This is a genomic window from Pseudomonas pohangensis (assembly GCF_900105995.1).
In the GTDB taxonomy this organism is placed as follows: domain Bacteria; phylum Pseudomonadota; class Gammaproteobacteria; order Pseudomonadales; family Pseudomonadaceae; genus Aquipseudomonas; species Aquipseudomonas pohangensis.
The window spans coordinates 1,005,524-1,024,186 of the sequence record NZ_LT629785.1; the positions used below are offsets into that span (position 1 = coordinate 1,005,524).

Consider the following 18,663-nt stretch of genomic DNA (forward strand, 5'->3'; position numbering starts at 1 on the left):
GAGAGTTTGATCAGCTATTGCTCACAAATCGGCCAGCGGATGCGCACCTTCCCAGCTTGGGTTGAAATGCGCGTCAATCACCGCCTGGGGAATATTCGCAATGGCTGGCCAGTGCCAGTGCGGGCTGTTGTCCTTGTCGATCAGCAGGGCACGCACGCCTTCGGGAAACTCCGGATTACGGCAGCAGTTCAGGCTCATGGCGTATTCCATGCGGAATACCTCGGCCAGCGACAGGTAACGGGCGCGGGCGATCTGCTCCCAGGCCAGCTGTGCCGAGAGCGGGCAGCCTTTGCCCAGTGTCTTGGCGGCGCGGGCAAACAGTGCATCGCTGTCGTCCTGCAGGCTGCTCAGGGCGGCCCAGGCGCCGGCGGCATCGGTGACATCGAGCAGCGCATCGATACGTTCCCGGCGGGGCAGCAACTGCGCTGCGGGTAACAGCTCGCGTGCTTCGTGTTCCAGCGCGCGCAGCAGGCTGTTCAGTTGCGCGGCGGCCTGACTCTGCCAGTTCAGTTGCAGCAGGCCATCGATGAGGTTTTCCTGCTGGTCTTCGCCCAGACAGCGATCGGCCATACCCAGGTCCAGCGCATCGCGGGCATTGACCTGGGCAGCGCTGAGGCCGAGGAACAGGCCCAGTTTGCCCGGCAGGCGCGAGAGGAACCAGCTGCCACCGACATCGGGGAACAGGCCGATGCTGATTTCCGGCATCGACAACTTGCTCGACGGGGTGACGATGCGCACGCCGGCGCCCTGCATCAGGCCCATGCCGCCGCCCATCACGTAGCCGTGGCCCCAGCAGAGCAGAGGTTTCGGGTAGGTGTGGATGCGGTGGTCGAGGCGGTATTCGTCGGCGAAGAAGCGTGCCGCCAGCGGTGGTACCTCGCCCGGGTGGGCACGGCAGGCTTCGACCAGCTGGATCACGTCGCCTCCGGCGCAGAAGGCTTTCGGCCCGTTGCCGCGCAGCAGCACGCAGACGATTTGCGGGTCAGTCGCCCAGGCCTGCAGTTGTGCGTCGAGCGCATGAATCATGCCCAGAGTCAGGGCATTCAGGCTCTTGGCCGCATCCAGTGTGGCAATGCCGATGCGTGCCCCGTGTTGCCCTTGCAGCTCTTCGAAAATCACGTTCATTGATGCTCTCAAACGTAGGGTGGGCTTGAGCTCACCGGCAGAAAGATCGTGGTGGGCTGAAGCCCACCCCGGGGTTACTTGTTATGCCACTGCGGGTCGCGTTTTTCGAGGAAGGCATTGACTCCCTCGCGGGTGTCCTGGGCGTCGAACAGTTGCACGAAGCGCTCGCGCTCCTCCGGCAGCCAGCTGTTCGGGCTGCGTTCACGGGCGCCCTGGATCAGCGGCTTGATGGTGCGTACCGACACCGGGCTCTGCCGCGCCACCTTGGCCGCCAGCAACAGGGCGGTGCCGCGGGCTTCGCCGCTATCCACCACCTGCTCGACCAGCCCGATGCGCAGGGCGGTTTCGCTATCCACCCGGTCGCCGCAGAGAATCATGCGCTTGGCCCAGCCTTCACCGACCAGCCAGGACAGGTTCTGTGTGCCACCGGCGCAGGGCAGCAGGCCCACTGCGGCTTCCGGCAGGGCCATCTGCGCCTGGCGCTCGGCGATGCGGATATCACAGGCCAGTGCGCACTCCAGTCCGCCACCCATGGCGTAGCCGTTGATCGCGGCAATCGATACGCCGCGGAAATCGCGCAGGGCCTCGAAGGCTTCACCAAAGCGTCGCGCCATTTCCTGGGCACGGGCCTTGTCGCCATCGGCAAACAGGTTGAGGTCGGCGCCGGCGCTGAAGAACTTCTGCCCCTGGCCAGTGATCACCAGCGCGTAGATGTCGTCGTCGCGGTTGAGGTGTTCGACCAATTGCTTGAGGCCGATCAGCGATTCGCGATCCCAGGTGTTGGCTGGCGGGTTATTGATGGTCACCAGGGCCGTGTGGCCGTGCTTTTCCACGGTCAGCTTGTGGGTCAGGTCGAAACTGCCGGGTTTGTAGACTTCCATGGCGGTGTTCATAAGAATTTCATTCCTTCTCAGTCGTAGGGTGGGCTTGAGCCCACCAAGGCTGTGATGCGTGTCGGTGGGCTGAAGCCCACCCTACGGGTTCGGTTACAGCAGGTTATCCAGCATGCCGCCCTGTTCGAGCAGGCGGCGTGCGGTAATTACCCGCATGATTTCGTTGGTGCCTTCAAGTATCTGGTGCACGCGGCTGTCGCGTACCCAGCGCTCCAGCGGGTAGTCGTTTAAATAACCGTAGCCGCCATGCAGTTGCAAGGCCTGGTTGCACAGGTCGAAGCAGTGGTCGGTGGCAAAGCGTTTGGCCATGGCGCAATAGAGAGTGGCCTCGGCGTGCTGGTGGTCCAGTTTGTGTGCGGCCAGGCGTACCATCTGGCGGCTGGCGGTGAGGTCAGTGAACATGTCGGCCAGCTTGAACTGCAGGGCCTGGAACTCGGCCAGGGCCTTGCCGAATTGCTTGCGCTCCTCGACATAGCGCAGGCTCTGCTCCAGTGCGGCCTGGGCAGCACCGAGCGAGCAGCTGGCGATATTCAGCCGGCCACCGTCCAGGCCCTTCATGGCGTAGACGAAGCCCTGGCCCTCCGGCCCGATGCGGTTGCTGGCCGGGATGCGGGCGCCTTCAAAGGTGATGGTGCGTGTAGGTTGTGCACACCAGCCCATCTTCAGTTCGTTGCGGCCGTATTTCACCCCGGGGGTGTCGCCGGGCACCAGGAAGCAGGAAATCCCCTTGGGTCCGTCTTCACCGGTGCGGGCCATGACGATCAGTACGTCGGTACTGCCGGCGCCGGAGATAAAGCACTTGCTGCCATCCAGCACATAGTCGTCGCCATCGCGGCGGGCGCGGGTGCGCAGACGGCCGGCATCGGAGCCGGCATCCGGTTCGGTGAGGCAGTAGGAGGCGAGAAACTCACCGCCGATCAGGCCTGGCAGCCATTGGTCTTTCAGCGCCTGGTCGCCAAAGCAGGCGAGCATGTTGGCGGCCATGTTGTGGATGGTCATGAACGCAGTGGTGGCCACGCAACCGGCAGCCAGTTGTTCGAAAATCAGCGAGCTGGTCAGGCGCGACAGGCCCAGACCACCGTCGTCTTCACTGATGTACAGGCCGAGAAAGCCCTGTTCGGCGGCGCGCCTGATCACGTCGACCGGGAAGTGATGATCACGATCCCAGTCGGCTGCGTGTGGTGCCAGTTCGGCGGCGGCAAAGGCGCGGGCGCTGTCGACCAGCAGGCGTTGTTCTTCGTCGAGTTCAAAGTCCATAGGGTTCCTTGAATGCTTCACGTAGGGTGGGCTTCAGCCCACCAGAACGATTGTGCTTTGCAGCGGTGGGCTGAAGCCCACCCTACGGTTTTGCCGCTGAATTACTTCAGGCTGATGGTGGTGTTGACGTGGCCCACTTCGCTTTCGTCCAGCCAGCGCTGGGTGATGGTCTTGGCCTGGGTATAGAACAGGATCACCTGCTTGCCGTAAGGGCCCAGATCGCCGAGCTTGGAGCCGCGCGAACCGCTGAAGGAGAACAGCGGCACCGGTACCGGAATCGGCACGTTGATACCGACCTGACCGACATCGATCTCTTCCTGGAAGTGCCGCGCCGCCGCGCCGGAGCGGGTGAAGATGGCGGTGCCGTTGCCGTTCGGATTGGCGTTGACGATGTCGATGGCGGCGTCGAGGTCCTTGGCCTCCATCACGCACAGCACCGGGCCGAAGATTTCTTCCTTGTAGATGGTCATTTCGGCAGTCACCCCGGAGAACACGGTAGGGCCGACGAAGTTGCCTTTGTTGTAGCCGGCAACCTGCGGGTTGCGCCCGTCCAGATCGAGGCTGGCACCTTCGGCCACGCCTTTGCCGATCAGGCCGTTGATGCGCTCCAGCGCCGAGCAGGAGACCACCGGACCGATGTCGGTGCCGGACTCGACACCGGCGTTGATCTTCAGGGTTTTGGCTTTCTCGATCAGCTCCGGCAGCCACTCGCGTGCTTCACCGACCATGATCACCACCGGCAGAGCCATGCAGCGCTGGCCAGCCGCGCCGAAGGAGGCACCGAGCAGGTTGTTCAGGGTTTGCTCGCGCGGTGCGTCGGGCATGACGATGGCGTGGTTTTTCGCCCCCATCATGCACTGCGCACGCTTGCCGTTCTGCGTGGCGCGGTTGTAGACGTGGGTGCCGACCTTGGTCGAACCGACAAAAGACACCGCCTTGATATCGGGGTGATCGCAGATCAGGTTGACCGCGTCGACACCGCCGTGAATGACGTTGAGCACGCCGGCCGGAATCCCGGCTTCGATGGCCAGTTCGACCAGACGCATGGTGACCATCGGGTCCTGCTCGGACGGCTTGAGCACGAAGGTGTTGCCGCAGGCGATAGCCATCGGGAACATCCACAGCGGAATCATCGCCGGGAAGTTGAACGGGGTAATCCCGGCACACACGCCGATCGGCTGCATCAGGGTGTAGGTATCGACACCGTTAGCCACGTTGTTGGCCATCTCGCCCATTTGCAGGGTGCCGATATTGGCCGCATGTTCGACCACTTCCAGACCGCGGAATACATCGCCCTCGGCATCCGGCAGGGTCTTGCCCTGTTCGGCGGTGAGAATGGCGGCCAGCTCTTTCATGTTCTCGCGAATCAGTTGCTGGTACTTGAGGAAGATCCGTGCGCGGGCGCCGATCGGGGTTTTCTTCCAGGTCTTGAAGGCTTGCTTGGCGCTGGCAACGGCTGCGTCCATTTCTTCGGCGGTGGCGAAAGGCACACGGGCCAGTACTTCCTGGGTCGCCGGGTTGACGATGTCGCGCCATTGGGTGGTTTTTGACTCGACGAATTCACCGCCGATCAGCAGTTTTACCGTAGGTACGGCACCTTGCGTGTTTGCTTGGGTAGTCATTTTTCACACCAGTCTTGGGGACGAAAGTTGATAAGAATTTCCAGCGTGGCTGGTAAGGCCTGTGCCTGGATGGTAACAGTGCGTTTTTGCATATAGCAATGGGAGTATTTGCAGGGTTATTCTGCGTTTTTGCACAGAGGGGCTGATCATGGAATGGGACAATCTGCGTTTTTTCCTCGAACTTTCACGCGCCGGGAAGTTGACTGTAGCTGCTCGCCGGCTGGGCGTGGATCACACCACGGTAGCGCGGCGGGTGCAGGCGCTGGAAAAAAGCATGGATACCCAGTTGTTCCTGCGCGCCGCTGCCGGTTACAGCCTGACCGAGGCCGGGCGCAACCTGGTGCCGCAGGCAGAAGCCATGGAAAGCGCCTTTGCGGCCATTGAAAAGGCGCGCCAGGGACAAAAAGACCACCTGTCCGGTCAGGTGCGTATCGGTGTGCCGGAAGGCTATGGCACGCTGATGCTGGCCCCGCAACTGGCCGAGCTGACCCGGCGTTACCCCAATCTGGGGATCGATTTGCTGGCCGCGCCGCGCATGCTGCAGCTGTCACGCCGCGAGGCGGATATCGTGATCACCCTGGAGCGGCCGGAGCGTGGCCCGTTCATCATCAGCAAACTGACCGACTACGTGCTGCGGCTGTACGCGTCGCTGGAGTATCTGCAGCAGCACCCGCCGATTGGCGGGCGCGAGGATCTGCGCGAGCATGGTTTTGTCAGCTATATCGACGACCTGCTGTTCAGCAAGGAGTTGCTGTTTCTCGACGAGATCGGCAAACCCGGCCACGTGGCCTTGCGCAGCACCAGTATTCTTGCCCAGCAACAGGCTACTGCGGCGGGGGCGGGGATTGCCATGCTGCCATCCTTTGCCGCCGATGCCGATCCGCGCCTGCAACGGGTGCTGGGTGACGAGGTGTGCTTTACCCGCACTTTCTGGATGCTGATGCCGATCGAACTCAAGGACATCGCGCGGATGAAAACCACCTGGAATTTCCTGCGCGAAAAGGCTCAGGCGAATCAGGATGCCCTGATGGGGCACATCAGCGGATAATGGGGTTATCCGCTATCGTCTGAAACATTCACCGCTTGATTACCGAGAGTGCCGAAATATGCTGGATATGGGCAAGCTGCAACCCTTTGTTCTGGATATGCTGCCGTTTCTCGGGGTGTGCCTGGGGGTTTTTCTGCTGCTCGGGTTGAGCCACTGGTTGCTGCTGGCACGCCACCCGGACATGGGCAATGAAAAGCGCTTTCCGCGGCAACTGATACTGCTCGGTGCCACCCTGGCCGGCTTGTTGCTGATATTACTGGTGATGCCGATCGATCAGGGCACACGGGGGCAGGTGATAGGCCTGCTCGGGCTGCTGATTTCCGGCCTGCTGGCATTTTCCTCGACCAATGTGCTGGGCAACCTGATGTCGGGTTTGCTGTTGCGCATGACCAAACCATTTCGCCTGGGTGACTTTATCCGGGTGGGCGAGCATTTCGGCCGGGTCTCCGAGCGCGGTCTGTTTGATACCGAAATCCAGACCGAGAACCGTGAGCTGGTGGCGCTGCCCAATACCTATCTGATCAGTAATCCGGTAACCACCATTCGCAGTTCCGGCACCATCGTATCCACCGAACTGTCGCTGGGTTTTGATGTGCACCATGCGCAGATCGAGCCTTTGCTGCTGCAGGCAGCCAGTGCCAGTGGCTTGCAGGATGCCTTCGTGCATGTGCTGGAAATCGGCAATTTCGCCGTGACCTATCGCATCGCCGGTTTTCTCGAGGACCCCAAGCACCTGCTTACGGCGCGTTCCGATCTGTGTCGCCAGGTGCTGGATGCGCTGCATGGACAGGACATCGAAATTCTCTCGCCAACCTATATGGTGCAGCGTCCGCTGGAAGCAACCGCGCGGGTGATTCCGCCGCCTGTCTGTGCCGCTACTGCCGACAAGACTGCGGCCGAAACGACCGAGGCTCCGGAGGAGTTGCTGTTCGACAAGGCCGAGCAGGCGGAAAAGTTATCTGCCGAGCGCAAGGCCCTGCGTGCTTCCATCGAGGAAATGCAGGCAAACCTGAAAGCGGCGGCTGCCGATGCACGGGCGCAGATCAAGGCTGGCATCGAGGAAGCGCAGGCGCAGTTGCAGGCGCTGGAGCAGGCCCGGCCCGATGAAGAGGAGCAATCGGCCGGTTTGTATTGAGCTTCGCGCAGCCTGAACCTGCGATTTGCTGGATAGGTTGCTGTGAAGGCAATGGCTTTTCCCGCGGCATGAGCGCTCACGGGCGGCTTTCGATCCACTGCTGCAGCGCTACACCGTTTATCCAGTGCTGTGATTGCCGTGCCTTGCCGGGGCTGTCCTTGACTTGCCCGGCCTGCTTGCTTAGCGTGCCGCCTTCTTTGTTCGGGCAGGTTTGCCGATGACCAGCGATGACCGCATCAAACTCGAAGCCGGCTGGAAGCAGGCACTGCAGGGCGAGTTCGGGCAGCCCTATATGCGCCAGCTGGGTGATTTCCTGCGCAGCGAGAAGGCCGCCGGAAAGGTGCTTTATCCGCCGGGGCCGCTGATCTTCAATGCATTGAACTCGACGCCGCTGGACCGGGTGAAGGTGGTGATCATCGGTCAGGATCCCTACCACGGCCCCGGCCAGGCCCATGGCCTGTGTTTCTCGGTGCAGCCGGGGGTGCCGGTGCCGCCGTCACTGCTGAATATCTTCAAGGAGCTCAAGCGCGACCTGAATATCGATATACCCGGGCATGGCTGTCTGCAGTCCTGGGCGGAGCAGGGCGTGCTGCTGCTGAATACTTCGCTGACGGTCGAGCAGGGCAATGCCGGCGCGCACAAGGACAAAGGCTGGCAAACGTTTACCGACAAGGTGATCGAGGTGGTCAACCAGCACTGCGAGCACCTGGTGTTTCTGCTCTGGGGCGCCCATGCCCAGAGCAAGGCGCGGCTGATCGATGCCAGCAAGCACCTGATCCTGAAGTCGGTGCATCCGTCACCGCTGTCGGCCTATCGCGGTTTCCTCGGCAACGGACACTTCAGCCGGACCAACAAGTTCCTGCAGCAGCACGGACAGGCCGCTATCGACTGGCGCTTGCCGCCCCTGTAAGCAGGCTTTATTCGGTGTCTATACGGCGCATGTAGCTGTCGTAAGCCCCGCTGTCCTTGAGCCGCTGCAAACCGTGATTGAAACGCTTGAGCAGCTTCTGGTTGCCGGGAACCTTGCGGCTGAGTAGTAGATACAAGGGGTCGGTGCGGATGGTCAATGGATGGAAGGCCAAGCTGGCCCGTTGTTCCGCGTTGAAGTCCTGGCGCAGCATGGCCTGCGCGGCAACTTTGTCGATCGGGAAAATATCCAGTCTGCCGGCCAGCAGCATGCGGATGCCCAGTTTTTCGCTGGGCAGGCGCGTGAGCGTGATCTGGCCATTGCGCTCGGCTGTCTGCATCGCGATGCCATAGTCGTAACCGATAGTGCCGCCGATGACCAGGCCGTGCAGGTCCTCGATGCTTTTCCAGTCGAAGGGCTGGCTTTTGCGATAGAGAAAATGCGTCTGGTTATTGAGGATTGGCTGGCTGAAATAGAACGCCGCCCGGCGCTGTTTGCTGCTGGACCAGACGGCGGTTCCGTCACATTGGCCGTTCTCTGCCACCAGCATGGCGCGCGCCCAGGGATAGAACTGCCAGTGCACTTCGATCCCTTCCAGGGCAAAGGCTTGCTCGATGATGGCGGAAACCGGGCCGTAGTCCGGTAAATCCTTGCCCATGTAGGGCGGCCACTCGCCATTGGTAATGCAAATGCTCTGGGCATGACAGAGGCTGCCGAGCAGACTGAGCAGCAGGCCCGAAAGCAGATACCTGTAGTTCAACGGCAGGCCCGAAACGGACGTGTCCGCAGCATTACCCCTTGGTGATTGCACATAGCGTGAGCATTCCCTATTGCCCGGTGCCAGGTCAGCGCTGGATTTCGCGCTCGGAATCCAGCGAGTAGGGCAGATCCAGCAGATGCATGCCCGGCCCTTCGACTGATTGTAGACTCAGGCGCCCGTCCGTCACGGCGTCTTGCTGCAGAACGGCAAGTATTTCTACGCAGTCCCCGGCACTGGCCGCCAGGACAACTTCGCCGACTGCGGAGGAATGCACCGGCGAGAAGATTTCACTGCCGATGTCCGGTATTTGCGCGCCGGACAGGCTCAGCCGGTACAGGCGGCGCTTGAGTTTGCCCAGGTACTGCATGCGCGCGACTATTTCCTGGCCGGTGTAGCAGCCTTTCTTGAAACTCACACCGCCGAGCGCCTGCAGGTTGATCATCTGCGGAATGAACAGTTCACGGGTTGCCCCAAACACCTGGCCGATGCCGGCACGCACCTGAGCCAGCAGCCAGTCGTTCAGCGGCGCTTCGCTCAGCCGATCGTCCAGCAGGGTCTGCGTGGTGGCGGCCTGCCCGGCGGCTACCCAGAGTTCGGCGCGGCCATCCGGCAAACGTATGGCCACTAGCCCGGGCTGGGTGGCCAGGCTGTTGGCCGTGGCCGGCAGCTGGATGCCCAGTTCACTCAGCAGTGCATCGGCATTGATCAGGCCGAAACGTGTCCAGGAGGCTGTTTCATCGCCGAGTTTGACCTTGGAGAACACCGCGAATTTCTGCAGTTCGGCCAGTTGCGGCTCCAGCAGTTCGCTGGCCATGGCCAGCAGATAGCCATCAGCCTGAGGCACGATGCGGAAACTAGAAAGCATGCGGCCCTTGGGCGTGCAGCGGGCGCCGAGACTGCAGGTGTTCTCGTCCAGATAGTTCAGATTGCAGGTCAGCTGGCCTTGCAGGAACTTGTTGGCGTCCACGCCGCGAACGGCGAGCAGGCTTTCGTGAGTAAGTTTGCAGAAAAAACCGGGGTTGGCCATGGGAAGGTCGCTGCGTGTAAAACGGGTGGTCATGATAGGCCTCGTCCGCCAGCTTGTCAGCGGGTGCAGCAGGCACAAGCTGACGGCTATAATGCCGGGCGTTCTTCTGGAGCAAGACAATGACCGATGCAACTGAACTCAACCGTCTGTTCTGGCATAGCCGACGGGGCATGCTGGAACTGGATGTGCTGCTGGTGCCTTTTGTCAGGGAGGCATTTTCTGACCTGGAGGAGGCCGACCAGCAGCGCTATCGCAAGTTGCTCGAGTGCGAGGACCAGGACATGTTCGGCTGGTTCATGCAGCGCAGCGAGCCGGATGATCCGGATCTGCGCCGGATCGTGCGGATGATTCTGGACCGTGTCCAACCCAAGTGAGTTCTTCGAGTGCCACTGGCAACCTTCGCGTTGCCTGCTGGCGCTCTACCTGTTCACGCTGACGCTGGCAATCAGCGCCTTGTGGCTTACCGCCATCCCGTTCTGGGCCGCGCTGGTTGCAACCCTGCTGTGCCTTGCCCACGCGTGCCGGGTGTTGCCGGGCCAGATACTGCTCGGCAGACCCGCCTCATTCAGCGGCTTGCGCCATGACGGGGCAGGTTGGCATCTGCGTACCCGCAGCGGCGAGTGGCTGCCGGTGCAGTTGCGTCCCGATAGTCTGGCCCTGCCGCTGGCAGTGATCTTGCGCTTTCGTCTGGCTGGTGAGCGGCGGGTGCGTGGCCTGTGCATCCTGCCCGATGCGCTGGATGCCGCAACCCACCGGCGCTTGCGCGTACGGCTGAAGTTCAGTCGGCGAAGGTGGGCGGCTGCAGAATAGTGTCACGGGCTTCGGGCAGCAGATCGGGATAATCCAGCGTGTAGTGCAGGCCCCGGCTTTCCAGGCGCTGCATGGCCGAGTTGATCATCAGTTCGGCTACCTGAGCCAGGTTGCGCAGTTCGATCAGGTCGCGACTGACGCGGTAGTTGCTGTAGAACTCGTCGATTTCGCTGAGCAGCAGCAGCACGCGATGCTGGGCACGTTGCAAGCGTTTGGTGGTGCGCACGATACCCACGTAGTCCCACATGAATCGCCGCAGTTCGTCCCAGTTGTGCGCAATGATCACGTCCTCGTCGGAGTCGGTGACCTGGCTGGCGTCCCAGCACGGCAGGTTGCCGGGCATGCTGACCTGTTCAAGCCGGCCGCTGATGTCTTCGGCAGCAGCGCGGGCAAACACAAAACATTCCAGCAGGGAATTGCTGGCCATGCGGTTGGCGCCGTGCAGGCCGCTGAAACTGGTTTCACCGATGGCATACAGGCCCGGCAGGTCGGTATGTCCGGCCTGATCGATGACTACCCCGCCGCAGGTGTAGTGGGCCGCCGGTACCACCGGGATCGGTTCGCGGGTGATGTCGATACCGAATTCCAGGCAGCGCTCGTAGACCGTGGGGAAGTGTGACTTGATGAAATCAGCCTCGCGGTGGCTGATGTCCAGGTAGACGCAGTCGATACCCAGACGCTTCATTTCATGGTCGATCGCCCGGGCGACGATGTCGCGCGGTGCCAGTTCGGCCCGCTCATCGAAGCGCGGCATGAAGCGTGTGCCATCCGGCAGCTTGAGCAGGGCGCCTTCACCGCGCAGGGCCTCGGTGACCAGAAAGCTCTTGGCCTTGGGGTGGTACAGGCAGGTCGGGTGAAACTGGTTGAATTCCAGATTGCCGACCCGGCAGCCGGCACGCCAGGCCATGGCAATGCCATCACCGCAGGCGCCGTCCGGATTGCTGGTATACAGGTAGACCTTGGCTGCGCCACCGGTTGCCAGCACCACAAAGCGTGCGCTGCAGGTATCGACTTCGCCACTGTTGCGATTCAATACATAGGCGCCCAGGCAGCGGTTGCCAGGCAGGCCGAGTTTGCGTTCAGTGATCAGGTCCACCGCGACGCGCTGCTCCAGCAGTTCTATATTCGGGCGCAGGCGGGCCTTTTCCAGAAGTGTGGTAAATATTGCTGCGCCGGTTGCATCGGCCGCGTGAATGATGCGCCGGTGGCTGTGGCCGCCTTCACGGGTCAGGTGAAATTCACAGCCGGTTTCACGCGCATCGGGGTCTTCGCGGGTGAACGGCACGCCTTGTTCGATCAGCCAGGCAATGGCTTCACGGCTGTGCTCGACGGTAAAGCGCACGATGTCCGCATGGCACAGCCCGGCCCCGGCATTCAGTGTGTCATCCACATGCAGGTCGATGGTGTCGGCTTCGTCCAGCACGGCGGCGACACCGCCCTGTGCCCAGTAGGTCGAGCCGTTGGACAGGCTGCCTTTGCTGAGTACGGCGATTTTCAGGCTGTCCGGCAGGTTCAGGGCAAGGGTCAGACCGGCTGCGCCGCTACCGATTACCAGAACATCATGTTGCAAGTGTTGGCTCATGAGCGGGTTTCGTGTGCCTTGCGGCCTAGTAGTATATGAGGGGAGATGCCCGGCACAATAACGGTTCGTGCGGGTGGCGTGAAGGCTTCCGGAGCAAAGCCGTAGCTGGCGGCCACCGGCATTGCCGGTTTTACAGGGGTCGCCTTCGGGCCCCGGATGTGCCGGAGTATCGTCCGGCACTGAATATTATTGGCATGGCATCACCTGCGCAGGGAACTTTTCCAGCGCCATTGGTTCAATAAGAGGTAGATATGCACGTTGCATGGTTGTCGTTGCTGCGATCACTGCCTGGCGTTGGCTTGAAGAAATTTCCGAGTAAGGGGCTGGTAGTGTCGCAAGGCGGATTAATACGGATTTGCCGCTGGGAGGTTGTTGAACAAGCGCTTTTACATCGTTGTCGTGTCTGCCGAACGCAATGGTTGCTGGGTTCCGTGCCTTGTTTGCCGCTGGTCGAGGGTAAGGCATGAGTCTTGAGGAAGACCAGCAACTGGTTGAGCGGGTACAGCGTGGTGACAAACGGGCTTTTGATCTGCTGGTGGTGAAGTACCAGCACAAGATCCTTTCGCTGGTGACGCGTTTCGTGCGTGATCATCACGAGGCTCAGGATGTCGCCCAGGAGGCTTTTATCAAGGCCTACCGGGCGTTACCGAACTTTCGCGGTGAAAGTGCTTTTTATACCTGGCTTTACCGTATTGCCATCAACACGGCAAAGAACCAGTTGGCGTCCCGCAGCAGGAAACCGCGGGAAGTGGATGGCAGTGTTGAAGACGTCGAGTTTTATGAGGGAGAGCATGCCCTCAAGGATATTGATTCTCCGGAGCGACTGTTATTGCGAGACGAGATTGAAACGACGGTCAACCAGAGCATCCAGCAGTTACCGGAAGATTTGCGTATGGCATTGACCCTGCGCGAATTTGACGGATTGAGTTACGAGGACATTGCAGAAGTCATGCAGTGTCCGGTAGGTACGGTCAGGTCGCGTATTTTCCGGGCCCGAGAAGCCGTTGATAAAGCCTTGCAGCCATTGCTGCAGGACAGCTGATAACAAGGCGCAAGCCAAGAGAGGAATTTCATGAGTCGAGAAGCCCTGCACGAGTCGCTTTCCGCGCTGCTGGATGACGAGACCACCGAACTTGAGTTGCACCGCATTCTGGCGGCCAATGGAGATGCGCAGTTGCGCGCTACCTGGTCGCGCTATCAGGTGGCCCGTGCAGCCATGCACAAGGAATTGATCGAGCCCCGTCTGGATCTGGCATCAGCGGTTTCCGCTGCGCTGGATGATGAGCCGGTGCATGCCGTCAAATCCGCGCGCCCTGTCTGGCAGGGTCTTGGCCGGTTTGCCGTTGCGGCATCAGTGACAGTTGCCGTTCTTGGTGGTGTGCGGCTGTACAACCAGAACCAGCTCGATGGCGTGCAACTGGCGCAGCAGGACAGCCCGACCATGCAGGTAACGCCAATGGCCCAGTCGCCCGTGGTGCTGGCCAGTTACAACCCGATGGCCGAGTCACGCCCGGTGCAAGCCAGCCAGCCGGAACTGGCCGGGAGCGAGTGGTACAAGCAGCATGTGCCGGGCTATTTGCGCCAGCATGCGCAGCAGGCATCCTTTGCTGCACCGGATGCGGCGCTACCCTTTGCGCGCTCCGCCAGTTTTGAAGGTCGCTGAGGGCGTTCATGCGTTTACCTTTTCTGGCCCTGTTGCTGGGCAGTTTTCTGAGTCCTTCGTTGCAAGCAGCTGATGCCCGTGACTGGCTGGTGCGCATGACCGGGGCGGGGGCCAGCCAGAGTTTCAGCGGAACCTACATTTACGAACGCAGCGGCATCTTTTCCACCCACCATATCTGGCATCAGGCACTGCCACCGGCCTCGATTACCGAGCGCTTGCTGCAACTGGACGGTCAGGAGCAGGAAGTCCTGCTGTCCAACGGGCGTGTGCGTTGTGCCACCAGAAATCAGTTTGAAAACCTTGCTGAGGTGCAACAGCTGGATGGCAGCAGGTTTGATGTGGCCAGACTGGAAAAAACCTATGAGCTGAAGCTGCTGGGCAGTTCCCGGGTTGCGGGGCGCGCGGCGGTGGTAGTGCTGTTGCTGCCCAGGGATAACTATCGCTACGCCAGGGAGTTGCACCTGGACAGTGAAACCGGTCTGCTGCTCAAGTCCTTGTTGCTCAATGGCCAGGGCCAGCTGCTCGAACGAATGCAATTCACCAGCCTGGCGCCGAAGCTCGAACACGGCCAGCAGGATCTGCAGCCCGTCACTGACTGTGTTGCGCCCATCGGTGCCCCCCAATCGGCGGAAAGAAAATCGGCATGGCAGGTTGGCTGGATGCCTGCCGGATTTGTCCTGAGCGCTACCCGGCAGCAGCATGATCCGGAGACTAACGCTTCGGTGCAGAGCCTGGTTTTTGATGACGGGTTGGCCCGTTTTTCCATTTTTCTTGAGCCTCTGAACGGGGTCATGGCCGGCAACGCCCATGCCCAGATGGGCCCTACCGTGGTCGTGTCCAGGCCGCTCAGCAACGGCAAAGGCCAGTTTATGGTGACGGTGGTCGGCGAGATTCCCCTTACGACCGCCGAACAGGTGGTCTTGTCGGTCACCAGCAAGGATTTGGCAGGTACGCAGCCATGATCGAAGAAACCGGCCGGGTGGTCGCCATCGAAGAGGGTGCGGTCTGGGTTGAAACCCTGCGCAAGACCACCTGTTCGAGTTGTTCGGCCAATGCAGGCTGTGGCCAGGGGCTGATGGACAAGATCGGGGTAGGGCGTCAGCGCGGTTTTGTCCGTGTGCTGTCGGATCTGCACCTGGCGTTGAACGATGTGGTGGTCATCGGTATCCGCGAAGACTTGCTGCTGCGTTCGGCGGTACTGGTCTATTTGCTGCCATTGCTTGGTCTGTTGGCGGGGGCGTTGCTGGCCAGCAGCCTGGCGCTGTCTGAAGGCCTGGTCATCCTCAGTGCCATGGTTAGTCTGTTTGCTTCCTGGCTGGCGGTGCGCTGGCATTGCCGGCGCAGCGAAAATGATCCGGCGCGCCAGCCCGTGGTGTTGCGTGCCATGTTGGCCGGAGCGACTGGTCAGCAGTGATTTCTGTTCAATTCTGAAATAGCCATAGGGGTCGTTTTGCGATGCTCAAGTTGAAGTCTGCTTTGTCGTTGAGTGCCTTGCTGATGCTGTTGCTGCAGCCGGTCGCGGCTCATGCGGAGTTGCCTGAATTTACCAAACTGGTCGAAATGGCCTCGCCTGCGGTGGTGAATATCAGTACTACCCAGAAAGCTGCGCCTCGAAATGCTGGCGCAGGGTTGCAGCAGATGCCCGATCTTGAAGGTTTGCCGCCGATGTTCCGCGAGTTTTTCGAGCGCATGCCGCAGATGCAGCCTCGTCAGGACCAGAGACAGCAGCCTGAAGCCCAGTCGCTGGGCTCCGGCTTCATCATTTCTGCGGATGGCTATGTGCTGACCAATAACCATGTGGTGGCTGATGCCGACGAGATCATGGTGCGCCTGGCTGATCGCAGTGAGCTGGAAGCCAAGCTGATCGGGGCCGATCCGCGTACCGACGTGGCGTTGCTCAAGGTGGAAGCCAAAGGCTTGCCAACGGTAAAGCTGGGCAACTCGGATGACATCAAGGTGGGTGAGTGGGTGCTGGCAATCGGCTCGCCATTCGGTTTCGACCACTCGGCGACATCCGGCATCATCAGCGCCAAGGGCCGCAGCCTGCCCAACGAAAACTATGTACCGTTCATCCAGACCGATGTGGCGATCAATCCGGGCAATTCCGGTGGGCCCCTGTTCAATCTGGACGGTGAGGTGATCGGCATCAATTCGCAGATTTTCACCCGCTCGGGCGGTTACATGGGCGTCTCCTTCGCGATTCCGATCGATGTGGCAATGGCCGTTGCCGATCAGCTGAAAGCCGGTGGCAAGGTCAATCGTGGCTGGTTGGGTGTGATGATCCAGGAGGTCAACAAGGATCTGGCCGAGTCATTCGGCCTCGACAAGCCGGCTGGTGCCCTGATTGCCCAGGTGCTTGAAGACGGACCGGCCGCCAAAGGCGGTGTGCAGGTAGGAGATGTGATTCTGCAGGTCAATGACCAGCCGGTGATCATGGCATCCGATTTGCCGCATCTGATCGGTGCCCTGAAGCCGGGCGAAAAAGTGCAGCTGCAGGTTCTGCGCAATGGCAACAGCAAGTCACTCTCACTGGCCGTCGGCGCTTTGCCGGCAGATGGGGATGAGCCACTGGCAGCCAATGCGGCCGCGCCGCAACACAACGATAACCGGCTGGGTGTCAGTGTGGATGCGTTAAGTGCGGAGCAGAAAAATGAGCTGGATATCCAGGCCGGGGTCATGGTCAAGTCGGTTGCCGAAGGCCCGGCGGCAATGATCGGTTTGCGCCCCGGTGACGTGATCACCCACCTGAATAATCAGCCCATCACCTCGGTTGCGCAGTTTCAGACGGTGGTGAAGCAGTTGCCTGCAAACCGCTCGGTTTCGATGCGCGTACTGCGGCAGGGTCGTGCCAGCTTCATTACCTTCAAGTTGCCTGGCTGATCAGGCGAGGTGCAGGCAAGGGCCGCTTCGGCGGCTTTTGCTGTGCAGGGGCGGCGTCCAGCGGGCGTGACGCTGGCCCCGGCATTCAGGTAAACTCGCCGGCTATTTGCATTGGGCAGCCTGCCCGCAGCTATTTCGAGTGCTGATCCGTGAGTGACCTGAGTCATATCCGTAATTTTTCCATCATCGCCCACATCGATCACGGCAAATCCACCCTTGCCGACCGCTTTATCCAGATCTGTGGCGGTCTTGCCGAGCGCGAAATGGAGGCACAGGTTCTTGATTCCATGGATCTTGAGCGTGAGCGCGGAATAACCATCAAGGCCCACAGTGTGACCTTGTACTACAAGGCGCGGGATGGTCAGACCTATCAGCTGAACTTTATCGACACCCCGGGCCACGTGGACTTCACCTATGAAGTCAGCCGCTCGCTGGCGGCTTGCGAGGGGGCCTTGCTGGTGGTGGACGCGGGTCAGGGCGTCGAGGCACAGTCGGTGGCCAACTGCTACACCGCCATCGAGCAGGGCCTCGAGGTCATGCCGGTATTGAACAAGATTGACCTGCCGCAGGCCGATCCGGACCGGGTCAAGGAAGAAATCGAGAAAATCATCGGTATCGATGCCACGGACGCCGTGACCTGTAGCGCCAAGACCGGACTGGGTGTCGACGAGGTGCTGGAGCGTCTGGTGAAAACCATTCCGGCACCGACCGGCAATATCGAAGACCCGCTGCAGGCGCTGATCATCGACTCCTGGTTTGACAACTATCTGGGCGTGGTCTCGCTGGTGCGGGTGCGCCACGGGCGGATCAAGAAGGGTGACAAGGTGCTGGTGAAGTCCACCGGCAAGATCCATCTGGTCGACAGCGTCGGTGTGTTCAACCCCAAACATTCGGCAACGGCGGACCTGAAGGCCGGTGAGGTGGGTTTCATCATCGCCGGTATCAAGGATATTCACGGTGCGCCGGTGGGGGACACCCTGACCCTCAGTTCGACCCCGGATGTGCCGGTGTTGCCGGGCTTCAAGCGGATTCAGCCGCAGGTCTATGCCGGCCTGTTTCCGGTCAGTTCGGATGATTTCGAGGATTTTCGCGAGGCGCTGCAAAAGCTCACGCTGAATGACTCATCCCTGCAATACACCCCGGAAAGCTCGGATGCGCTGGGCTTCGGCTTCCGCTGCGGCTTCCTCGGCATGCTGCACATGGAGATTATCCAGGAGCGTCTGGAGCGTGAGTACGATCTGGATCTGATCACCACCGCACCCACGGTGATTTTCGAGTTGCTGCTGAAGAACGGCGAGACCATCTACGTCGACAACCCGTCCAAGCTGCCGGACCTGTCGAGCATCGAGGACATGCGCGAGCCGATTGTCCGCGCAACCATCCTGGTTCCGCAGGAGCACCTGGGTAACGTGATTACCCTGTGCATCGAAAAGCGCGGCGTTCAGCACGATATGCTGTTCCTCGGCACCCAGGTGCAGGTGACCTATGACCTGCCGATGAACGAGGTGGTGCTGGACTTCTTCGACCGGTTGAAGTCCACCAGCCGCGGCTACGCTTCGCTCGACTACCACTTTGACCGCTACCAGTCGGCCAATCTGGTCAAGCTGGATGTGCTGATCAATGGCGAGAAGGTCGATGCACTGGCGCTGATCGTGCATCGTGACAACGCCAACTACAAAGGCCGCGCCCTGACCGAGAAGATGAAGGAACTGATTCCCCGGCAGATGTTCGATGTGGCGATCCAGGCGGCAATCGGCGGGCAGATTGTTGCCCGCACCACGGTCAAGGCGCTGCGCAAGAACGTTCTGGCCAAGTGCTACGGTGGTGACGTCAGTCGCAAACGCAAGCTGCTGGAAAAACAGAAAGCGGGTAAGAAACGCATGAAGCAGGTCGGTAATGTGGAAATTCCACAGGAAGCGTTTCTGGCTGTTCTCAAGTTGGAAGGTTGAATCCC

At 60.7% G+C, this 18,663-nt stretch carries 18 protein-coding genes; 11 read left to right on the top strand and 7 right to left on the bottom strand.

Features of this window, described 5'->3' with window-relative positions; translation table 11 throughout:
• Positions 1-21: 21 nt before the first annotated feature.
• From BLT89_RS04675 to BLT89_RS04690, 4 genes are all read right to left on the bottom strand, one after another.
• Positions 22-1,125 (bottom strand): enoyl-CoA hydratase/isomerase family protein, encoded by a 1,104-nt coding sequence (locus BLT89_RS04675; RefSeq protein ID WP_090193332.1) that lies wholly within the window; start codon positions 1,123-1,125, stop codon positions 22-24.
• Between the two features lie 74 nt (positions 1,126-1,199).
• Positions 1,200-2,018 carry an enoyl-CoA hydratase gene (locus tag BLT89_RS04680; protein WP_090193333.1) on the bottom strand — a complete coding sequence of 273 codons (819 nt, stop codon included), beginning with the start codon at positions 2,016-2,018 and terminating at the stop codon, positions 1,200-1,202.
• 93 nt (positions 2,019-2,111) lie between these two features.
• A complete protein-coding gene (locus BLT89_RS04685) occupies positions 2,112-3,275 on the bottom strand; it encodes an acyl-CoA dehydrogenase family protein (RefSeq protein ID WP_090193334.1) in 1,164 nt (387 codons plus the stop codon).
• Between the two features lie 101 nt (positions 3,276-3,376).
• Positions 3,377-4,897, bottom strand: coding sequence for a CoA-acylating methylmalonate-semialdehyde dehydrogenase (locus BLT89_RS04690; RefSeq protein ID WP_090193335.1), 1,521 nt, complete (start codon positions 4,895-4,897; stop codon positions 3,377-3,379).
• Positions 4,898-5,045: 148 nt separating this feature from the next.
• On the opposite strand from BLT89_RS04690, the gene BLT89_RS04695 reads away from it, so the two are divergent.
• The 3 genes from BLT89_RS04695 to ung all read left to right on the top strand — a co-directional run bounded on the left by BLT89_RS04695 (position 5,046) and on the right by ung (position 7,990).
• Complete coding sequence (locus BLT89_RS04695; protein ID WP_090193336.1) at positions 5,046-5,945, top strand: LysR family transcriptional regulator; 900 nt, start codon at positions 5,046-5,048, stop codon at positions 5,943-5,945.
• Positions 5,946-6,003: 58 nt separating this feature from the next.
• A complete protein-coding gene (locus BLT89_RS04700; protein ID WP_090193337.1) occupies positions 6,004-7,080 on the top strand; it encodes a mechanosensitive ion channel family protein in 1,077 nt (358 codons plus the stop codon).
• A 217-nt stretch (positions 7,081-7,297) separates the two neighbouring features.
• Positions 7,298-7,990, top strand: a complete 693-nt coding sequence (gene ung / locus BLT89_RS04705) for a uracil-DNA glycosylase (RefSeq protein ID WP_090193338.1) — start codon at positions 7,298-7,300, stop codon at positions 7,988-7,990.
• Positions 7,991-7,997: 7 nt separating this feature from the next.
• On the opposite strand, the gene BLT89_RS04710 is transcribed toward ung, so the two are convergent.
• Together BLT89_RS04710 and ygfZ are read right to left on the bottom strand one after the other, a co-directional pair.
• A complete protein-coding gene (locus BLT89_RS04710; RefSeq protein WP_231975061.1) occupies positions 7,998-8,747 on the bottom strand; it encodes a substrate-binding periplasmic protein in 750 nt (249 codons plus the stop codon).
• A gap of 85 nt (positions 8,748-8,832) precedes the next feature.
• Positions 8,833-9,774, bottom strand: coding sequence for a CAF17-like 4Fe-4S cluster assembly/insertion protein YgfZ (ygfZ, locus tag BLT89_RS04715; protein WP_090193339.1), 942 nt, complete (start codon positions 9,772-9,774; stop codon positions 8,833-8,835).
• A gap of 119 nt (positions 9,775-9,893) precedes the next feature.
• Between ygfZ and BLT89_RS04720 the strand changes: the two genes are divergently transcribed.
• Positions 9,894-10,148, top strand: coding sequence for an FAD assembly factor SdhE (locus tag BLT89_RS04720; protein WP_090193340.1), 255 nt, complete (start codon positions 9,894-9,896; stop codon positions 10,146-10,148).
• The gene (locus BLT89_RS04725) at positions 10,132-10,584 is read left to right on the top strand and encodes a protein YgfX (RefSeq protein ID WP_090193341.1); all 453 of its coding nucleotides are present in this window, start codon (positions 10,132-10,134) and stop codon (positions 10,582-10,584) included. The genes BLT89_RS04720 and BLT89_RS04725 overlap by 17 nt, the downstream gene beginning before the upstream one ends.
• Here BLT89_RS04725 and nadB read toward each other — a convergent pair.
• Complete coding sequence (gene nadB / locus BLT89_RS04730; protein ID WP_090193342.1) at positions 10,553-12,166, bottom strand: L-aspartate oxidase; 1,614 nt, start codon at positions 12,164-12,166, stop codon at positions 10,553-10,555. The two genes, BLT89_RS04725 and nadB, sit on opposite strands and share 32 nt — an antisense overlap.
• 463 nt (positions 12,167-12,629) lie before the next feature.
• On the opposite strand from nadB, the gene rpoE reads away from it, so the two are divergent.
• The 6 genes from rpoE to lepA all read left to right on the top strand — a co-directional run bounded on the left by rpoE (position 12,630) and on the right by lepA (position 18,658).
• Entirely contained in the window at positions 12,630-13,208 is a 579-nt protein-coding gene (rpoE, locus tag BLT89_RS04735; RefSeq protein ID WP_090193343.1) for an RNA polymerase sigma factor RpoE, read from the top strand.
• A gap of 30 nt (positions 13,209-13,238) precedes the next feature.
• Positions 13,239-13,829 carry a sigma-E factor negative regulatory protein gene (locus tag BLT89_RS04740; RefSeq protein WP_090193344.1) on the top strand — a complete coding sequence of 197 codons (591 nt, stop codon included), beginning with the start codon at positions 13,239-13,241 and terminating at the stop codon, positions 13,827-13,829.
• An 8-nt stretch (positions 13,830-13,837) separates the two neighbouring features.
• The gene (locus tag BLT89_RS04745) at positions 13,838-14,791 is read left to right on the top strand and encodes a MucB/RseB C-terminal domain-containing protein (protein ID WP_090193345.1); all 954 of its coding nucleotides are present in this window, start codon (positions 13,838-13,840) and stop codon (positions 14,789-14,791) included.
• Positions 14,788-15,243, top strand: a complete 456-nt coding sequence (locus BLT89_RS04750; protein WP_090193346.1) for a SoxR reducing system RseC family protein — start codon at positions 14,788-14,790, stop codon at positions 15,241-15,243. Before BLT89_RS04745 ends, BLT89_RS04750 begins: the two co-directional genes overlap by 4 nt.
• 41 nt (positions 15,244-15,284) lie before the next feature.
• Positions 15,285-16,709, top strand: coding sequence for a DegQ family serine endoprotease (locus tag BLT89_RS04755; protein WP_090193347.1), 1,425 nt, complete (start codon positions 15,285-15,287; stop codon positions 16,707-16,709).
• Positions 16,710-16,858: 149 nt separating this feature from the next.
• Positions 16,859-18,658, top strand: coding sequence for a translation elongation factor 4 (lepA, locus tag BLT89_RS04760; protein WP_090193348.1), 1,800 nt, complete (start codon positions 16,859-16,861; stop codon positions 18,656-18,658).
• The last annotated feature ends 5 nt before the right edge of the window (positions 18,659-18,663 follow it).